Annotated in this window: 13 protein-coding genes; 11 read left to right on the top strand and 2 right to left on the bottom strand. The window is 69.1% G+C overall.

Features of this window, described 5'->3' with window-relative positions; genetic code table 11:
• Positions 1-47: 47 nt before the first annotated feature.
• Positions 48-767, bottom strand: a complete 720-nt coding sequence (locus tag ABH920_RS08955) for a DUF2625 family protein (protein WP_370348407.1) — start codon at positions 765-767, stop codon at positions 48-50.
• A gap of 143 nt (positions 768-910) precedes the next feature.
• Here ABH920_RS08955 and ABH920_RS08950 point away from each other — a divergent pair, with 143 nt between their 5' ends.
• Positions 911-2,479, top strand: coding sequence for a glycosyltransferase (locus tag ABH920_RS08950; protein ID WP_370348406.1), 1,569 nt, complete (start codon positions 911-913; stop codon positions 2,477-2,479).
• Here the strand turns inward: ABH920_RS08950 and ABH920_RS08945 are convergent.
• Positions 2,419-2,982, bottom strand: coding sequence for a hypothetical protein (locus ABH920_RS08945; RefSeq protein WP_370348405.1), 564 nt, complete (start codon positions 2,980-2,982; stop codon positions 2,419-2,421). The two genes, ABH920_RS08950 and ABH920_RS08945, sit on opposite strands and share 61 nt — an antisense overlap.
• 172 nt (positions 2,983-3,154) lie before the next feature.
• Between ABH920_RS08945 and ABH920_RS08940 the strand changes: the two genes are divergently transcribed.
• The 10 genes from ABH920_RS08940 to ABH920_RS08895 all read left to right on the top strand — a co-directional run bounded on the left by ABH920_RS08940 (position 3,155) and on the right by ABH920_RS08895 (position 15,208).
• The gene (locus tag ABH920_RS08940; protein WP_370348404.1) at positions 3,155-6,037 is read left to right on the top strand and encodes an acyltransferase family protein; all 2,883 of its coding nucleotides are present in this window, start codon (positions 3,155-3,157) and stop codon (positions 6,035-6,037) included.
• 43 nt (positions 6,038-6,080) lie between these two features.
• Positions 6,081-6,611: a hypothetical protein gene (locus ABH920_RS08935; RefSeq protein ID WP_370348403.1), complete on the top strand. Its 531-nt coding sequence runs from the start codon at positions 6,081-6,083 to the stop codon at positions 6,609-6,611.
• An 80-nt stretch (positions 6,612-6,691) separates the two neighbouring features.
• Positions 6,692-7,150, top strand: a complete 459-nt coding sequence (locus ABH920_RS08930; protein ID WP_370348402.1) for a GNAT family N-acetyltransferase — start codon at positions 6,692-6,694, stop codon at positions 7,148-7,150.
• Positions 7,151-7,278: 128 nt separating this feature from the next.
• Positions 7,279-8,679, top strand: coding sequence for a trigger factor (gene tig / locus ABH920_RS08925; RefSeq protein WP_370348401.1), 1,401 nt, complete (start codon positions 7,279-7,281; stop codon positions 8,677-8,679).
• Positions 8,680-8,918: 239 nt separating this feature from the next.
• A complete protein-coding gene (locus ABH920_RS08920; protein ID WP_370348400.1) occupies positions 8,919-9,557 on the top strand; it encodes an ATP-dependent Clp protease proteolytic subunit in 639 nt (212 codons plus the stop codon).
• Positions 9,558-9,617: 60 nt separating this feature from the next.
• A complete protein-coding gene (locus tag ABH920_RS08915; RefSeq protein ID WP_370348399.1) occupies positions 9,618-10,262 on the top strand; it encodes an ATP-dependent Clp protease proteolytic subunit in 645 nt (214 codons plus the stop codon).
• Between the two features lie 227 nt (positions 10,263-10,489).
• Complete coding sequence (clpX, locus tag ABH920_RS08910) at positions 10,490-11,821, top strand: ATP-dependent Clp protease ATP-binding subunit ClpX (RefSeq protein ID WP_370348398.1); 1,332 nt, start codon at positions 10,490-10,492, stop codon at positions 11,819-11,821.
• A 104-nt stretch (positions 11,822-11,925) separates the two neighbouring features.
• On the top strand, positions 11,926-12,147 hold the full coding sequence (locus tag ABH920_RS08905; protein WP_370348396.1) for an antitoxin: 222 nt from the start codon (positions 11,926-11,928) through the stop codon (positions 12,145-12,147).
• Between the two features lie 13 nt (positions 12,148-12,160).
• Positions 12,161-12,511: a type II toxin-antitoxin system PemK/MazF family toxin gene (locus ABH920_RS08900; protein WP_370348559.1), complete on the top strand. Its 351-nt coding sequence runs from the start codon at positions 12,161-12,163 to the stop codon at positions 12,509-12,511.
• Between the two features lie 48 nt (positions 12,512-12,559).
• Positions 12,560-15,208 carry a valine--tRNA ligase gene (locus ABH920_RS08895; RefSeq protein ID WP_370348395.1) on the top strand — a complete coding sequence of 883 codons (2,649 nt, stop codon included), beginning with the start codon at positions 12,560-12,562 and terminating at the stop codon, positions 15,206-15,208.
• Positions 15,209-15,239 lie beyond the last annotated feature (31 nt).

Below are 15,239 nucleotides of genomic sequence, written 5' to 3'. Positions count from 1 at the left end.
CTAGATGTACTGATCACAGACATCGGCAGCCGCGGATCACCAGCAGATCAGACGAGTCCGAGGAACCCGGGGTCCCCGACACCGATCTGCTCCGCGAAGTCCGCGGCTATCCCCAGCACGCCGGCCATCGGCACCGTGCGCCGACTGGTCGTGGCGTCATCCGTCGGCTTGCTCCAGAGGAACGGGTACACGCTGATAGCCTGCGTCGGCCCCACCGCGGCGGTCTCCTCGCGCCATCCCTCCCAGCGCAGCGCGTTGTAGAACCCTTCGAGCCGCTCGGACAGCAGCCACGCGAGCCACGCCGAGTGGCCGATCTCCAACGCCTCCCAGGCCAGCGTGTCCGGTGCGAAGTACGTCATCTGCCCCGGCTGCCCGGGCCGTCCCGAGGCGGCCGGGTCCATGCCGTTCAGCGCGAACACGCCGCCGAGCACGTCGTGCGCGACGACCAGCCCGGCCGGCGCCTGCCACGCGGGGTCGAACGTCTCGGGGAATCCGTTGACCTGGCCCAGGCTCGGCAGGCCGCCGTCGTGGCCCGGTCCGCCGCCGTACACCCGGACCCAGCCGTCGTCGACCAGCACGCCGCCGCAGTTCAGGGTCAGGCCGCCGAGCATCGAGCGCGCCGTGACCTGGAGTTGGTGGAGCCCGCGGGTGCTCTCGTGGGGGTCGGGGGCGAAGACGGTCAGCGGCATCGGGGAGTTCGCGAACAACGCTTGGAGCTCCGGCCATGCCGGATCCTCGACCTCGATCAGCTCGGTGAGTTCTCGCATCCGTCCGATCATGGCAGATCTGCCCGGCGTTGCCGACCCCGAGACGGTTCAGAGATCGTTCATCGGACGGACATCGAGAGGTCTAGACCAGTGAAATAGCCTGGGTGAGTCAAAGCACAGATTCACAGGGGGAACGTCGGCCTATGGCGCCGAACGCAACACTGACATCTCGGACCACTTCTCCATCGACATCCCCAGCCTCTCAGGCGACCTCCCATTTGCCCGCACCGCCGGACGACGACGAGCTGTACTGGTACTTCGGTCCGCAGCGGCGGTGGGTGCTGCTGTTTTCGGCACTGTCTTTCGTATTCACGGCCATCACGCTCTTCTTGTTCTCGCTGCGCACTCCGGCGTTGTGGGTGTTCCTCGCGGTATTGCTGCTGAACCTGGTGGCGCTCGGTTTCTCTCTGGTGGACGGGCAGCGGCAGCGGCGGCTGACCCGTGCCGGGCACGAGGTTCTGGTGCGGGCGTGGAGTCCTGCGGAGCCGCCTAGCGTTGACTTGTTCCTGCCGACATGCGGGGAGCCTCTGGACGTTCTGCGCAACGCTTACCTCTACGTCGCGCGCATGGAGTGGCGCGGGGCATTGGCGGTGTACGTCCTGGACGACGCGGCCAGTCCCGATGTGGAGGAGTTGGCGCGCGAGTTCGGGTTCCGGTACGTGGTGCGACCGGACCGTGGCCGTCTGAAGAAGGCCGGGAACCTGAACCATGCGCTGACGATCGCGACTGGTGAGGTGGTCGCGATCCTTGACGCCGACTTCTGTCCGCGGGCTGATTTCCTGGACCATCTGGTGCCGTATTTGGCGGACCCGGGGGTCGGGATCGTGCAGAGTCCGCAGTTCTTCGACACCGACGAGAGTATGTCGTGGCTACAGCGTGCTGCTGGAGCTGCGCAGGAGTGGTTCTTCCGGTGGGTGCAGCCGTCGCGCGACGCTGCGGACGCCGCGATCTGTTGCGGTAGCAACGCGGTGTACCGGCGTGCGGCGCTGGACGCGATCGGCGGGTTCGCGAAGCTGGACCACTCCGAGGACATGTATACGGGCCTGGAGATGCTGGGGCGCGGATTCCGGACGCAGTACGTGCCGGTGTTGGTGGCGAAGGGGATCTCGCCGGAGAGCCTGCCGGCGTTCGTGAACCAGCAGTACCGCTGGGCGATGGGCAACCTGCACCTGCTGACCGGGCGCGATCTGAAGCGCGTGGGGGCGGGCTGGCGGACGCGGCTGTGCTTCTACAACGGCGTCATCGGCTACGTGGTGATGGCGGTCAACGTGTTCGCGGCGCCGATCCCGCCCCTGATCATGCTCGCCGGCTACCCGCAGCAGATCCGCCCTTGGCACGTGCTGCCGCTGCTGGCGCCGCTGTGGGTGTGGTTCGTGCTGCTGCCGGCGGTGTCGCGCACCCGCTGGCGCATCGAGGTGATCCGCGCGAACTACCTGGTCGCCTTCGCCGCGGCGGCGGCACTGGCGCACACGCTGCGCGGCCGCGCCGCCGACTGGGTCCCGACCGGCGCCGGCGGCGGCCGCTCGCGGCTGGCGCGCAGCATCGCGCGCCTCGCGACGCTGTGGCTCGGCACGACGACCGGCGCGGCGGTGGCGGCGCTGGCCGCGGATGTGGCGCGGTTCGGGGTCGGGCGGATGTGGGGGGTCGCGGCTTATGTGGCGGTGACGGGATATCTGACGGTGCCGCTGATCAGGGAGTTGAGGACGGTATGACGGACAGGATTCGATGCGGACTCGGAGCTGGCGGGCGCGGCGGTGGGGAGGCGACCGAAAAGGCTGGCGCGGCGGTGGCCGGTGAGTTGCGACGGCCTGGCGAGCGGCTGGTGCCGAGCGTTATGGCTGATGGGGAGCCGTTGAGCGCCGAGTATGCCGAGCCGCCGAGCGGCGTGCCCACCGGCGAGCCGCTTGGCCGTGCGGTTGGTGCTGAGCCTCAGGGCGCCGCGCCGGCTGGCGAGCCACAAGGTGCAGCGCGAGTTGATGAGCCCCTGGGTGCCGCGCACGCTGCCGAGCTTCAGACCGGTGAGGCGCTGAGCAATGCGGTTGATGCTGAGTCCCTGGGCGTCGCGCCTATTTGCGAGCTGCCAGCTGCTGCGCGTGTTGCCGAGCCCCCGGGTGCCGCGCACGCTGCTGGGGTTCGGACTGACGCGCGGCCGAATGTCGCGCATGCTGCCGAGTCGCCAGCCGCCGATGCCGCCGAGCAGCTGGCTACCTTGCATCCCGCCGAGCGTCCGAGCGCCGCACCTACCGCTGCACCACCGCGTGGCGCTCCTGACCATCGCCTGCGGTGGCCCGAGGCGGTGGCCATCACCATCGCGCTCCTCCTTGGCGGCGCGGTGGCGACCGGTGTCTTCCGGCCGATGCTGCCTTGGCTGGGCTGAGGCGGTGGCCATGCGCGGGTTTCGGCCCGATATTGAGGGCCTGCGGGCTGTCGCGGTGATGGCGGTGCTTGGCTTCCATGCTGCGGTGCCGGGGATGGCCGGTGGCTATGTCGGCGTCGATGTGTTCTTCGTCGTCTCCGGGTTCCTCATTACCGGGCAGGTGATGCGGCGCCGGGAGTTCTCGCTCGTTGAGTTCTATGCGCGTCGTGCGCGGCGCATTCTGCCGGCGGCGTGCGTGGTGTTGCTGTTCACAGCGGTGGCTACGTGGCTGTGGTTGCCGCCGTTGCGGCAGCAGGACGTCGCGTTCGACCTCCTCACCGCGGCGCTCAACGGGGGCAACTGGCGCTTCGTCGCGGACCAGACCAACTACTTGGCCGCCTCGCGGGCGCCGAGTCCGCTGCTGCACTACTGGTCGCTCGGGGTCGAGGAGCAGTTCTACGTCGTGTGGGCGCCGCTGGTCCTGGTGGCGATGCTGGCTGCGCGGAAGCGGAGCAGGTCGGTGCGGGGGTTCGTGCTCGGCGAGATCCTGGTCCTGTCGGCGGCCTCGTTCGCGCTGTCGCTGCACTGGACGCGCACGTCCGCGCCGCTCGCCTACATGGGCTCGCCGTCGCGCGCCTGGGAGTTCGGTGCGGGGGCGATTCTCGCGGTGGCCATCGATGGCAGAACGCTGGGCTACGGAAGAGCGCGCAGCGCTATAGGGGGCGCGGGTATGGCGCTTGTTGTTGCCGCGACTGTCAGTTTCGGCGCGAAGACGCCTTATCCCGGAACCGCGGCGTTGCTGCCCGTTGTCGGGACTGTGCTCATACTGCTTGCTGGAGCGGGGGAGTACCCGAGGTTCTCAACGCCGGCGTTCCTCGCGGCCAAAGCCCCGCGCGCGATCGGCCGCCTCTCCTTCGCGCTCTACCTATGGCACTGGCCGATCCTGGTCCTGGCCCAAGCACGTTGGGGCGACCTCCCGTGGGAACTGGCCGCAGCCTTGGCTGCCGCCTCCGCGATTCCCGCCTACGCCACCATGCGCCTGGTCGAGCAGCCGCTCCGCTTCTCCCGGCTCATCACCGAAGCCCCACGCCGCGGCCTGGCCATCGGCGCGACCGCCGTGATGCTCCCGCTGGCCGCCGGGCTCGCGGTCGGCACCGGGGCGGCCCACACTCTCGGTGACGCGCAGGGTTTCGACATAAAAGCCCTGCCGGCCGCCGCGACCAGCGGAACGCACCTCCTCGCGTCCCCCGCGACGTACCGCACCGGCGGTCCCACCATGCCGACGCCAGCCCAAGCGCGGAAAGACTTCCCGCCCGACGGCGACTGCGAAGTAGCTCCGGCCGTGGCCGTCAGCCAGCCATGTCTGTTCGTTCCGGCGCCGATGTCCCAGGGAGCAACCACCACGACCGGCCTCGTCCGCGACCCGAATCCGCCGGCCCCGGCCGACCTCCCCGCCGACCGCATCGTCCTCATCGGCGATTCCCACGCCGGGCAATGGTTCTCGGCGATCAGCCGCATCGCCGCAGACCGGCACCTGGCCGTCGAGGAACGCGTCAAACAAGGCTGCCCCTTCGCCGACCTCACCGTCACCAGCCCCGTCCTCGGCCGCGACTACCGTGAGTGCTACACCTGGCGTGCCTCGGTCCTGGACCAGCTCCGACAGGAACCGCGTCCGAGCCTGATCATCATCTCCGAGCTCGACTGGTACGCCCCGCCGATCGCGACGAAAGCCGCCTGGAACGCTCCACTGACGGCCCTGGCCGACCTCGGTGTCCCGATCGCCGCCCTCCACGACACTCCGAAGCCCGACACCGACATCCCGGTCTGCGTCTCCGGCTCCCAACACCACTGGAACGACTGCGCATTCAGTAAGAACAGCGCCCTGGCGCCCGACCCACTCACCGAAGACCCGCGCGTCACCCCGATCGACTTCAGCCCCCTGCTGTGCCCCGGCACCGAATGCCCGGCAGTTCTCGACGGTGTCCTTCTATACCGCGACGACTCCCACCTGACCGATGCCGCCGCCTACCTCCTGGCATCGCGCCTCGCGGCCCAACTGCCGTTCGCAAGCCCCTGGCACACCGTGTTCGCCGCCGATTTCCAAGGCCCGGCAGGGTCCTCGCCGCCGACCCAAGACTGGCTGATCGACACAGGACACTGCTACCCCGGCTGCCCGGCCTCGAACTGGGGCACCGGCGAGGTGGAAGCCATGAGCGCCGATTCCGCCAACGTCCATCTCGACGGCCACGGCGCGCTCCAGCTCACCCCACTCCGCGCCGCCGACGGCACCTGGACCTCCGGCCGCGTCGAGACCCGCCGCGACGACTTCGCCGCACCACCCGGTGGCGTGCTCCGCATCAGCGCCGAGATCACGCTTCCGGCTGTCAGCACCGCCGACGGAGCCGGCTACTGGCCAGCGTTCTGGGCCCTCGGCAGCGGGGTCCGCGACGGCACCGGTCCCTGGCCGACCGGAGGCGAGATCGACGTCCTCGAAGCGCTGAACGGCCGCGCCTCCACCTGGTCCACACTGCATTGCGGCACGCAGCCAACAGGCGCACAACCAGCCAACCCCTGCCACGAACCCACTGGTCTCACCTCCGGCGAACGCCCCTGCCCCGCCTGCACCTCCGGCCAACACCAATACGCCGTCGAGATCGACCGCTCCCGCACCCCCGAACAGATCCGCTGGTCCGTCGACGGCACGGAGGTCTTCCACCTCGACGCCACCACGGTCGACCCCGCGACCTGGGATGCCGCCGTCCACCACGGCTTCTTCGTGATCCTCGACCTGGCCGTCGGCGGCACTTTTCCCGGCTCCGTCGCAGGTCCCGCCGCCGCGCACCCCGGCCCCGCCACCGTCCCCGGCCGCCCGATGACCGTGGCCTCCCTCCGGATCTCGACCCGAGAAGGATGACCGCTACCATCGGTGCCCTCGAGAACCCTGGGAGGGGCTGCGCATGGCTGAGAAGTGGGCCGCTATGTCCAAGGGCGCACGGATACTGCTGGCCGCATTCCTTCTCTATGTCGTGGAGACGGTGCTCATAGTCGCGACCGACGCCGACGCCAACAACGGCTATGCCAGCGTCCTGATCGGCGCGGTCACCTCCGCCTTCGGCGCCTTCCTCGCCGCTGCCGCGCTGCGCACCGACTACCTGAGCGCCCTGCGCCTGCGCTGGCGCCTACGCACCGGCGCCGAGCGCGCCACCGCGACCGTGGCCGCCGTGGTCTCCTTCCACAACAGCGACTTCACCTACCCGGTCTTCGAGTACGCGACCCCGGACGGCGCCGCCCACCGGCACGCCGACGCCTCCAGCCGCGCCCTGGAGGTCGGCGCGACCGCGGAGGTGCGCTACCTTCCGACCGAGGCCGACTTCGCGGTCGGGCCGCTGAGCCGGTTCAACGTCACGGTGTTCGCGATCCTGGCCGCCCTGGGCCTGGTGTTGCTGGTGATGATGCCGCTGATGACCGTGCAGGCCCTGTTCAGCTGAGGTCCAGTAAGGGTCCGGCAAGCAGGAGAGACAGAAGCGGCTGAAACATCCGAGACATCTCCCCGAGCCACACTGGCTCGGTGAGCGCACCGATCATCACCGTCACCGAAGTGCCGTGGGACCACCCGCAGGCGGCCACGCTGCGTGACGCCCAGCGCGCCGAGATCGCCGCGCTGTACGGTCCGGACAGCGAGCCCGGCGCCGCGCCGACCGCCGCCGACATCGCCGTGTTCCTGCTCGCGCACGTCGCGGACCAGCCGGTGGGCTGCGGGGCACTGCGTCCGCTGGAGCCGGGCGCCGCGGAACTCAAGCGTATGTACGTGGTGCCGGACTGGCGCGGCCGGGGCGTCTCCGGCGCGGTGCTGGCCGCGCTGGAGCAGGCGGCGGTAGTGCGCGGTTGGCGCACGCTCCGGTTGGAGACCGGGCCCAAGCAGGCCGCCGCGATCCGCTTCTACGAGCGCTCCGGGTACGTGCCGATCCCGGGTTTCGGGGCGTATGCCGATGAGCCGATGTCCCATTGCTACCAGAGAGAGCTGTAGCGAGTTCGGGGACCGTTTCCTTCAGGGGCGGCACTCCGGGTTACGATGGGGCTTCGTACCCCGTCCACGCGCGACGTCGCGCCATGACTCGAGGCTGCCAGGCCGGCAGCGCCGCAAGGAGAGCAGCAGTGAAGAGCGCTGTCGAGACCCTGGACCCGACTCGGGTCCGGCTCACCGTTGAGGTCCCGTTCGAGGAGCTCAAGCCGAGCCTCGACGCGGCCTACAAGAAGATCGCCGAGCAGGTCTCGATCCCGGGGTTCCGCAAGGGCAAGGTCCCGGCCGCGGTCATCGACCAGCGTTTCGGCCGCGGCGCCGCGCTGGAGGAGGCCATCAACTCCTCGCTGCCGCAGTTCTACGGCCAGGCCGTCGAGGAGAACAAGATCGAGGTCGTCGGCCAGCCCGACGTGGACCTGGCCGAGTTCGAGCCGGGCCAGGACCTGAAGTTCACTGCCGAGGTGGACGTGCGCCCCGAGTTCGAGGTGCCGGCCTACGACGACATCGAGGTCGAGGTCGAGGACGCGACCGTCGCCGACGAGGCGGTGGACGAGCGCATCGAGGACATCCGCAAGCGCTTCGGCTCGCTCAAGGAGGTCGAGCGGGAGGTCGCCGACGGTGACTTCGTCACCCTGGACCTGGCCGCCTCGATCGACGGCGAGGTGCTGGAGGACGGCACCGCCAAGGGCATGAGCTACGAGGTCGGCTCCACCCAGCTGATCGAGGGCACCGACGAGGCGATCATCGGCAAGAAGGCCGGTGAGACCGCCACCTTCACCTCCAAGCTGCTCGGCGGCTCGCACGCCGGCGAGGACGCGACCATCGAGGTCACCGTCACCGCGGTCAAGGAGCGCGAGCTGCCCGCCCTGGACGACGAGTTCGCCCAGCTGGCCAGCGAGTTCGACACCATGGAGGAGTTCCGCACCAACGTCCGCGAGACGCTGGAGCGCTCCGAGCAGTTCGAGCAGGTCGCCTCGGCCCGGGACAAGGTGCTGGAGGTCCTGCTGGAGCGCGTGGACATCCCGCTGCCGAAGTCGGTCGTGGACGCCGAGCTGGCCTGGCGCAACGAGGCCCTGGACCGCCAGATCGCGATGGGCGGCATGACCCGCGAGGGCTTCTTCAAGCTGCAGGAGAAGACCGAGGACGAGTACAACGCCGAGCTCGCCGACGAGGTGCGCGACGGGGTCAAGGCCCAGTTCATCCTGGACAAGCTGGCCAACGCCGAGGAGATCTCGGTGAACGAGGGCGAGCTGACCAACCACCTCATCCAGCGCGCGTCCCAGGCCGGCATGCGCCCGGACGAGTTCGCCCAGCAGATCTCCTCGGCCGGGCAGATCCCGGCCCTGGTCGGCGAGGTGCGCCGGGGCAAGGCGCTGAACCTGGTCCTGGAGGCCGCCAAGGTCAAGGACGCCGCCGGCAACGAGGTCGACGTCAAGAAGATCAACGCCCCCGACGTCGAGGACACCGACGGCGAGAACCCGGACAGCCACGGCCGGGTCCCGGAGGACGAGCACTACGGCCACAAGCACGACTGATCGAACAGGCGGGTGTCGAACACCCGGTATGACGAAAGCCCCGCTCCTGCGCAGGACGCGGGGCTTTCGCGTATGCCGTCAGCGAACAAGGGCCGGGGCGCCGACGCCGTGGGGGACCGGGGCGTTAGGGTCGTCCTAGGACCGGCGGCGATCACGAGTCGAGGGTGTCACAGGGCTCGACGGTGTTCGTTGTACCGGTCCGCGCATTCCGCTTCCGACGAACCAGGCAGGGTGAACCTATGACGACGCCGCTGACCCCGATGGCCCGTGCGGGCGTTGACAGCCCGCTCGGCCTGAGCGACCAGGTCTACAACCGGCTGCTGCGCAACCGGATCATCTTCCTGGGCACCCAGGTCGACGACGACATCGCCAACTCGCTGTGTGCCCAGTTGCTGTTGCTGACCGCGGAGGACAGCGACAAGGAGATCTACTTCTACATCAACAGCCCCGGCGGCTCGGTCTCCGCGGGCCTGGCGATCTACGACACGATGATGTACATCCCCAACGACATCGTGACCGTGGGCATGGGCATGGCGGCCTCGATGGGCCAGTTCCTGCTCACCGCCGGCACCCCCGGCAAGCGCTTCGCGCTGCCGAACACCGAGATCCTGCTGCACCAGGGCTCCGCGGGCATCGGGGGCTCCGCGGCGGACATCCGGATCCAGGCCGAGCGCCTGCTGCGCAGCAAGAAGCGGATGGCCGAGCTCACCGCGCAGCACACCGGCCAGCCGCTGGACAAGATCGAGCTGGACTCCGACCGGGACACCTGGTTCAGCGCCGTGGAGGCCAAGGAGTACGGCCTCATCGACGACATCATGACGCACGCCAACGACGTCCCCGGCGCCGGCGGCACCGCGTCTGACGCCTTGCAGGACTGAGGCTCTCCGCAGCCCCTCCTGACCCCTACCTGGCCGCTTTATCCCGGAGGACCTCCTTCCATGAACGACATGATCTACCGCGGGCCCGAGCACGACGCCCGCTACATCGTCCCCAAGTTCAGCGAGCGCACCAGCTACGGCTTCCGCGAGTGGGACCCGTACTCGAAGCTGTTCGACGAGCGGATCATCTTCCTGGGCGTGCAGATCGACGACGCCTCGGCCAACGACGTGATGGCCCAGCTGATCACGCTGGAGTCGATGGACCCCGACCGGGACATCTCCATCTACATCAACAGCCCCGGCGGCTCCTTCACCGCGCTCACCGCCATTTACGACACGATGCAGTGGGTCAAGCCGGACATCCAGACGGTGTGCATGGGCCAGGCCGCCTCCGCGGCCGCGGTGCTGCTGGCCGCCGGCACCCCGGGCAAGCGCCTGGCGCTGCCCAACGCCCGGATCCTGATCCACCAGCCCTGGAGCGAGGGCGGCCGCGGCGACCTGTCCGACCTGGAGATCCAGGCCAACGAGATCCTGCGGATGCGCACCGTCATGGAGTCGATGCTGGCCAAGCACAGCGGCCGCGACGCCGATCAGGTGCACAAGGACATCGACCGCGACAAGATCCTCTCGGCCGAGGAGGCCAAGGACTACGGGATCATCGACCAGGTGCTGACCTCCCGTACGGACTCCCTGAACGCTCGATGAGCCAGGCGTGACCGGTTGCGGACACTGATATTCCGGCGGGGTGACCCGCCACGGGCCGTGGCATCGGATTATCATTCGATGCCACGGCCGATGCGCTCGCGAAAGTCGAGCGCTCACGCCTCGCCGGGGGTATGAGCGGTACCGTCTTGGGGGACAGACTACGAAGCGCGTACAAGCGCCGAGGAGTGGGTCCAGCACCGGGATCTTCACAAAGGAGAAGCTCCACCGTGGCACGCATCGACAACGCCGACCTGCTGAAGTGCTCTTTCTGCGGCAAGAGCCAGAAGCAGGTCAAGAAGCTCATCGCGGGCCCCGGCGTGTACATCTGCGACGAGTGCATCGATCTGTGCAACGAGATCATCGAGGAGGAGCCCGGCGAGCCGGCCGCGGCCCGGGGCTTGGCGGAGCTGCCCAAGCCCAAGGAGATCTACGACTTCCTCGACGAGTACGTCATCGGCCAGGAGAACGCCAAGAAGAGCCTGTCGGTGGCGGTCTACAACCACTACAAGCGGGTGCAGGCCGGGGACTACCAGCGCGAGCGCGGCGGACGCCGCGGCGAGCAGATCGAGCTGGCCAAGTCCAACATCCTGCTCCTGGGCCCCACCGGCTGCGGCAAGACCTACCTGGCGCAGACCCTGGCCCGGATGCTCAACGTGCCCTTCGCCATCGCCGACGCCACGGCGCTGACCGAGGCCGGGTACGTCGGCGAGGACGTCGAGAACATCCTGCTCAAGCTGATCCAGGCGGCCGACTACGACATCAAGAAGGCCGAGTCCGGGATCATCTACATCGACGAGATCGACAAGATCGCCCGCAAGGCCGAGAACCCGTCGATCACCCGCGACGTCTCCGGCGAGGGCGTGCAGCAGGCGCTGCTGAAGATCCTCGAGGGCACGGTCTCCTCGGTGCCGCCGCAGGGCGGGCGCAAGCACCCGCACCAGGAGTTCCTGCAGATCGACACCACCAACGTGCTGTTCATCGTCGCCGGGGCCTTCGAGGGCCTGGACAAGATCGTGGACGCCCGGGTGAACAAGCGCGGCATGGGCTTCACCGCCCAGCTCCGCTCCCGCTACGACGTCGACACCACCGACGTGTTCGCCGACGTGCTGCCCGAGGACCTGCTGAAGTACGGCATGATCCCGGAGTTCGTGGGCCGGCTGCCCGTGGTCACCTCGGTCCACAAGCTGGACCGCGCGGCCCTGGTCCGGATCCTGGTCGAGCCGCGCAACGCGCTGATCAAGCAGTACCAGCGGCTGATGGAGCTGGACGGCGTGGAGCTGGTCTTCGAGGACGACGCCGTCGAGGCCATCGCCGACCAGGCGATCCTGCGCGGCACCGGCGCCCGCGGTCTGCGCGCGATCATGGAGGAGGTGCTGATGTCGGTGATGTACGAGGTCCCCAGCCACTCCGACGTCGGCACCGTGGTCATCACCGGCGAGGTGGTGCGCGAGCACGTGCTGCCCACGCTGGTGCCGCGGGACCAGCGCGCGCTGAACGAGCACGGCCGGCGGACCGGGACGCAGCAGAACCTGAACGAGCGACGGGACCGGTCGGCGTAGGTCGCGCACCTGGCTTGTGAACAGGCGGTTGGCGGTTCGCTTCGGCGGGCCGCCAATTTTCGTTTCGCGGTAGGAATCGATTCCTACCAGGGTAGGATAGTGGTATGTCGACCAAGTTGAGCATCTCCCTGCCCGACGACGATGTGGCGTTCCTGGACGAGTTGAACGCCGAATCACGCTCCGCGGCCGTCCACAAGGCCATCGACCTGGCCCGATCCCTGAGCCTGGTCGACGACTACACCGCCGCCTACGACGAATGGGTCAGCTCCGGGGACGCCGCGCTGTGGGACACCGTGCTCGGTGACGGACTCACCGACGTTGAGTAGTTCCGTGCCCGCCATGCGCCGCGGCGACGTGTTCTGGGTCGATCTGGACCCGGCGCGCGGCAGCGAGGCCCCCAAGAGCCGCCCGGCCGTCATCGTTTCCAACGACGGCGCGAACACCGCCACGCACCGCCACAGCCGGGGCGTCGTCACGGTCGTCCCCGTCACCTCGAACACCGCGCGCGTCTACCCGTTCCAGGTCCTCATCAAGGCCGCCGACCACCCGGGACTGCGCGCCGACTCCAAGGCCCAGGCCGAGCAGGTCCGCACCGTCGACGTCTCCCGCATCGGCCGGCGGATCACGGCCCTGAATCCGGACACCATGAAGCGCCTCGACGCCGCGCTTCGTCTGCACCTCGCGCTGTAGTCCGATACTCGGCAGAATCCCCACCTGGGCACCGATAAGCTTGGAGGCGTGAATGAAACCACCACTCCAGCCGCCCAGGGCGCTGCCGACAGCGCCGCCACCACTCTGCCGACCGCCTACGCGCCGGTAGAGGTAGAGGGCGAGCTGTACGAGCGGTGGGTAAAGAACGGTTACTTCACCGCCGACGCGGCCTCCGACAAGGAGCCGTTCACCATCGTCATCCCCCCGCCGAACGTGACCGGGTCGCTGCACGTGGGCCACGCGCTCAACCAGTCGATCCAGGACGCGATCATCCGGCGCAAGCGGATGCAGGGCTTCGAGGCCCTCTACCTGCCGGGGATGGACCACGCCGGCATCGCCACCCAGAACGCGGTGGAGCGCGAACTGGCCAAGGACGGCCTGTCGCGCCACGATCTCGGCCGTGACGCCTTCGTGAAGAAGGTCTGGGAGTGGAAGGCCGAGTACGGCGGCAAGATCCTGGGCCAGCAGCGCCGGCTCGGCATCTCCCTGGACTGGTCGCGCGAGCGCTTCACCATGGACGAGGGCCTGTCGCGGGCCGTGCAGACCATCTTCAAGAAGATGTACGACGACGGCCTGGTCTACCGCGCCGAGCGCATCATCAACTGGTGCCCGCGCTGTCTGACCGCGCTGTCCGACATCGAGGTGGACCACCACGACGAGCCCGGCGAGCTGGTGTCTATCCGCTACGGGGACGGCGAGGACTCCATCGTGGTGGCGACCTCGCGCGCCGAGACGATGCTCGGCGACACCGCGGTGGCGGTGCACCCCGACGACGAGCGCTACCAGCACCTGATCGGGAAGGAAGTGCCGCTGCCGCTCACCGACCGCCGCATCCCGATCATCGCCGACGAGCACGTGGACCCGGAGTTCGGCACCGGCGCGGTGAAGGTGACCCCGGCGCACGACCCGAACGACTTCGAGATCGGCCGCCGGCACAACCTGCCGATGCCCACGATCCTGGACGAGCACGCGAACATCACCGTGCACGGCCCGTTCCTGGGCATGGACCGCTTCGAGGCCCGCCCGGCCGTGGTGCGCGCGCTGCGCGAGGAGGGCCGCATCGTCGGCCAGAAGCAGCTCCTGCGCCCGGTGGGCCACTGCTCGCGCTGCGACACCGTGGTGGAGCCGCGGCTCTCGCTCCAGTGGTGGGTGAAGGTGGAGACGCTGGCCAAGGCGGCCGGCGACGCGGTGCGCGACGGCCGGGTGCAGATCCACCCCAAGGAGATGGAGCCGCGCTACTTCGCCTGGGTCGACAACATGCACGACTGGACGATCTCCCGCCAGCTGTGGTGGGGCCACCGGATCCCGATCTGGTACGGCCCGAACGGCGAGGTCGTGTGCGTGGGCCCGGACGAGGAGCCGCCGTCGGAGCCGGGCTGGTATCAGGACTCGGACGTGCTCGACACCTGGTTCTCCTCCGGGCTGTGGCCGTTCTCCACGCTCGGCTGGCCGGAGCAGACCGCCGACCTGGCGAAGTTCTACCCGACCTCGGTGCTGCACACCGGTTACGACATCATCTTCTTCTGGGTGGCCCGGATGATGATGTTCGGCCTGTACGCGATGGACGGCGTGCAGCCGTTCCAGAAGGTGGTGCTCTCCGGCCTGGTCCGCGACCAGTTCGGGAAGAAGATGTCGAAGTCCAAGGGCAACGGGGTCGACCCGCTGCTGTGGATGGACAAGTTCGGGTCCGACGCGGTGCGCTTCGGCCTGCTGCGCGGCGCCAACCCCGGCGCGGACCAGGCGGTGGCCGAGGACTGGATCGCCGGCGCGCGCAACTTCGCGAACAAGATCTGGAACGCCACCCGGTTCGCGATGATGAACGGCGCCTTCGTGCCGTCCGAGTTGCCGGCCGCCGATCGGCTCACCGTCGAGGACCGCTGGATCCTGTCCCGCCTCAACGAGGTCGTGGCCGAGGTGGACGGTCTCTACGAGGACTTCCAGTTCGCCAAGGCCATGGAAGCCCTCTACCACTTCGCGTGGGACGAGGTCTGCGACTGGTACATCGAGCTGGCGAAGCTGCGGCTGCCGATCGGCGCGGCCGCGGACGACCCGGACGCGCAGACCACGCGCGCGGTGCTCGGCCACGTCCTGGACGTGATGCTGCGCCTGCTGCACCCGGCTGTGCCGTACGTGACCGAGACGCTGTGGACCGCGCTCACCGGCCGCGAGTCGATCGTGATCGCCGAGTGGCCGACCGCCGACCTGGCGCGGGTCGACGCGGACGCCGAGGCGGTGATCGAGGCGGTGCAGGAGGTCGTGACCGAGGTGCGGCGCTTCCGGACCGACCAGGGCGTGAAGGACGCACAGCGGGTGGCCGCGCGGCTGACGCTGACCGACCCGAAGCTGGCCGGGCAGGAGCCGGCGATCCGGCTGCTGAGCCGGCTCACCGCTCCGGAAGAGGGCTTCAGCGCCACCGCGACCCTGGCCGCGACCGGCGGGAAGGTGGAGCTGGACACGTCCGGCACCATCGACGTCGCCGCCGAGCGCAAGCGGCTGGACAAGGGTCTGGCCGCCGCGCGCAAGGAGGTCGAGCAGGCGAACGCGAAGCTCGGCAACGCCGACTTCCTGGCCAAGGCGCCCGACGCCGTGGTCGACAAGATCCGCAAGCGCCTGGCCGACGCCGAGAGCGACATCGCCCGCCTGGGCGCCCAGCTCGACGCGCTGCCCGCCGCCTGATCGGTTTCAGCGACAGCGATAAGGAACCATC

Origin of the sequence: Catenulispora sp. EB89 (assembly GCF_041261445.1) — a bacterium.
Taxonomy (GTDB): Bacteria; Actinomycetota; Actinomycetes; order Streptomycetales; family Catenulisporaceae; genus Catenulispora.
This window is presented reverse-complemented; position numbering and strand designations above follow the sequence as displayed.

Excerpts from the sequence above, each read along its gene's own strand:
- ABH920_RS08955 (WP_370348407.1), bottom strand. The coding sequence starts at position 767 with ATGCGAGAACTCACCGAGCTGATCGAGGTCGAGGATCCGGCATGGCCG.
- ABH920_RS08950 (WP_370348406.1), top strand. The coding sequence starts at position 911 with ATGGCGCCGAACGCAACACTGACATCTCGGACCACTTCTCCATCGACA.
- ABH920_RS08945 (WP_370348405.1), bottom strand. The coding sequence starts at position 2,982 with ATGCAAGGTAGCCAGCTGCTCGGCGGCATCGGCGGCTGGCGACTCGGC.
- ABH920_RS08940 (WP_370348404.1), top strand. The coding sequence starts at position 3,155 with ATGCGCGGGTTTCGGCCCGATATTGAGGGCCTGCGGGCTGTCGCGGTG.
- ABH920_RS08935 (WP_370348403.1), top strand. The coding sequence starts at position 6,081 with ATGGCTGAGAAGTGGGCCGCTATGTCCAAGGGCGCACGGATACTGCTG.
- ABH920_RS08920 (WP_370348400.1), top strand. The coding sequence starts at position 8,919 with ATGACGACGCCGCTGACCCCGATGGCCCGTGCGGGCGTTGACAGCCCG.
- ABH920_RS08915 (WP_370348399.1), top strand. The coding sequence starts at position 9,618 with ATGAACGACATGATCTACCGCGGGCCCGAGCACGACGCCCGCTACATC.
- ABH920_RS08905 (WP_370348396.1), top strand. The coding sequence starts at position 11,926 with ATGTCGACCAAGTTGAGCATCTCCCTGCCCGACGACGATGTGGCGTTC.
- ABH920_RS08900 (WP_370348559.1), top strand. The coding sequence starts at position 12,161 with ATGCGCCGCGGCGACGTGTTCTGGGTCGATCTGGACCCGGCGCGCGGC.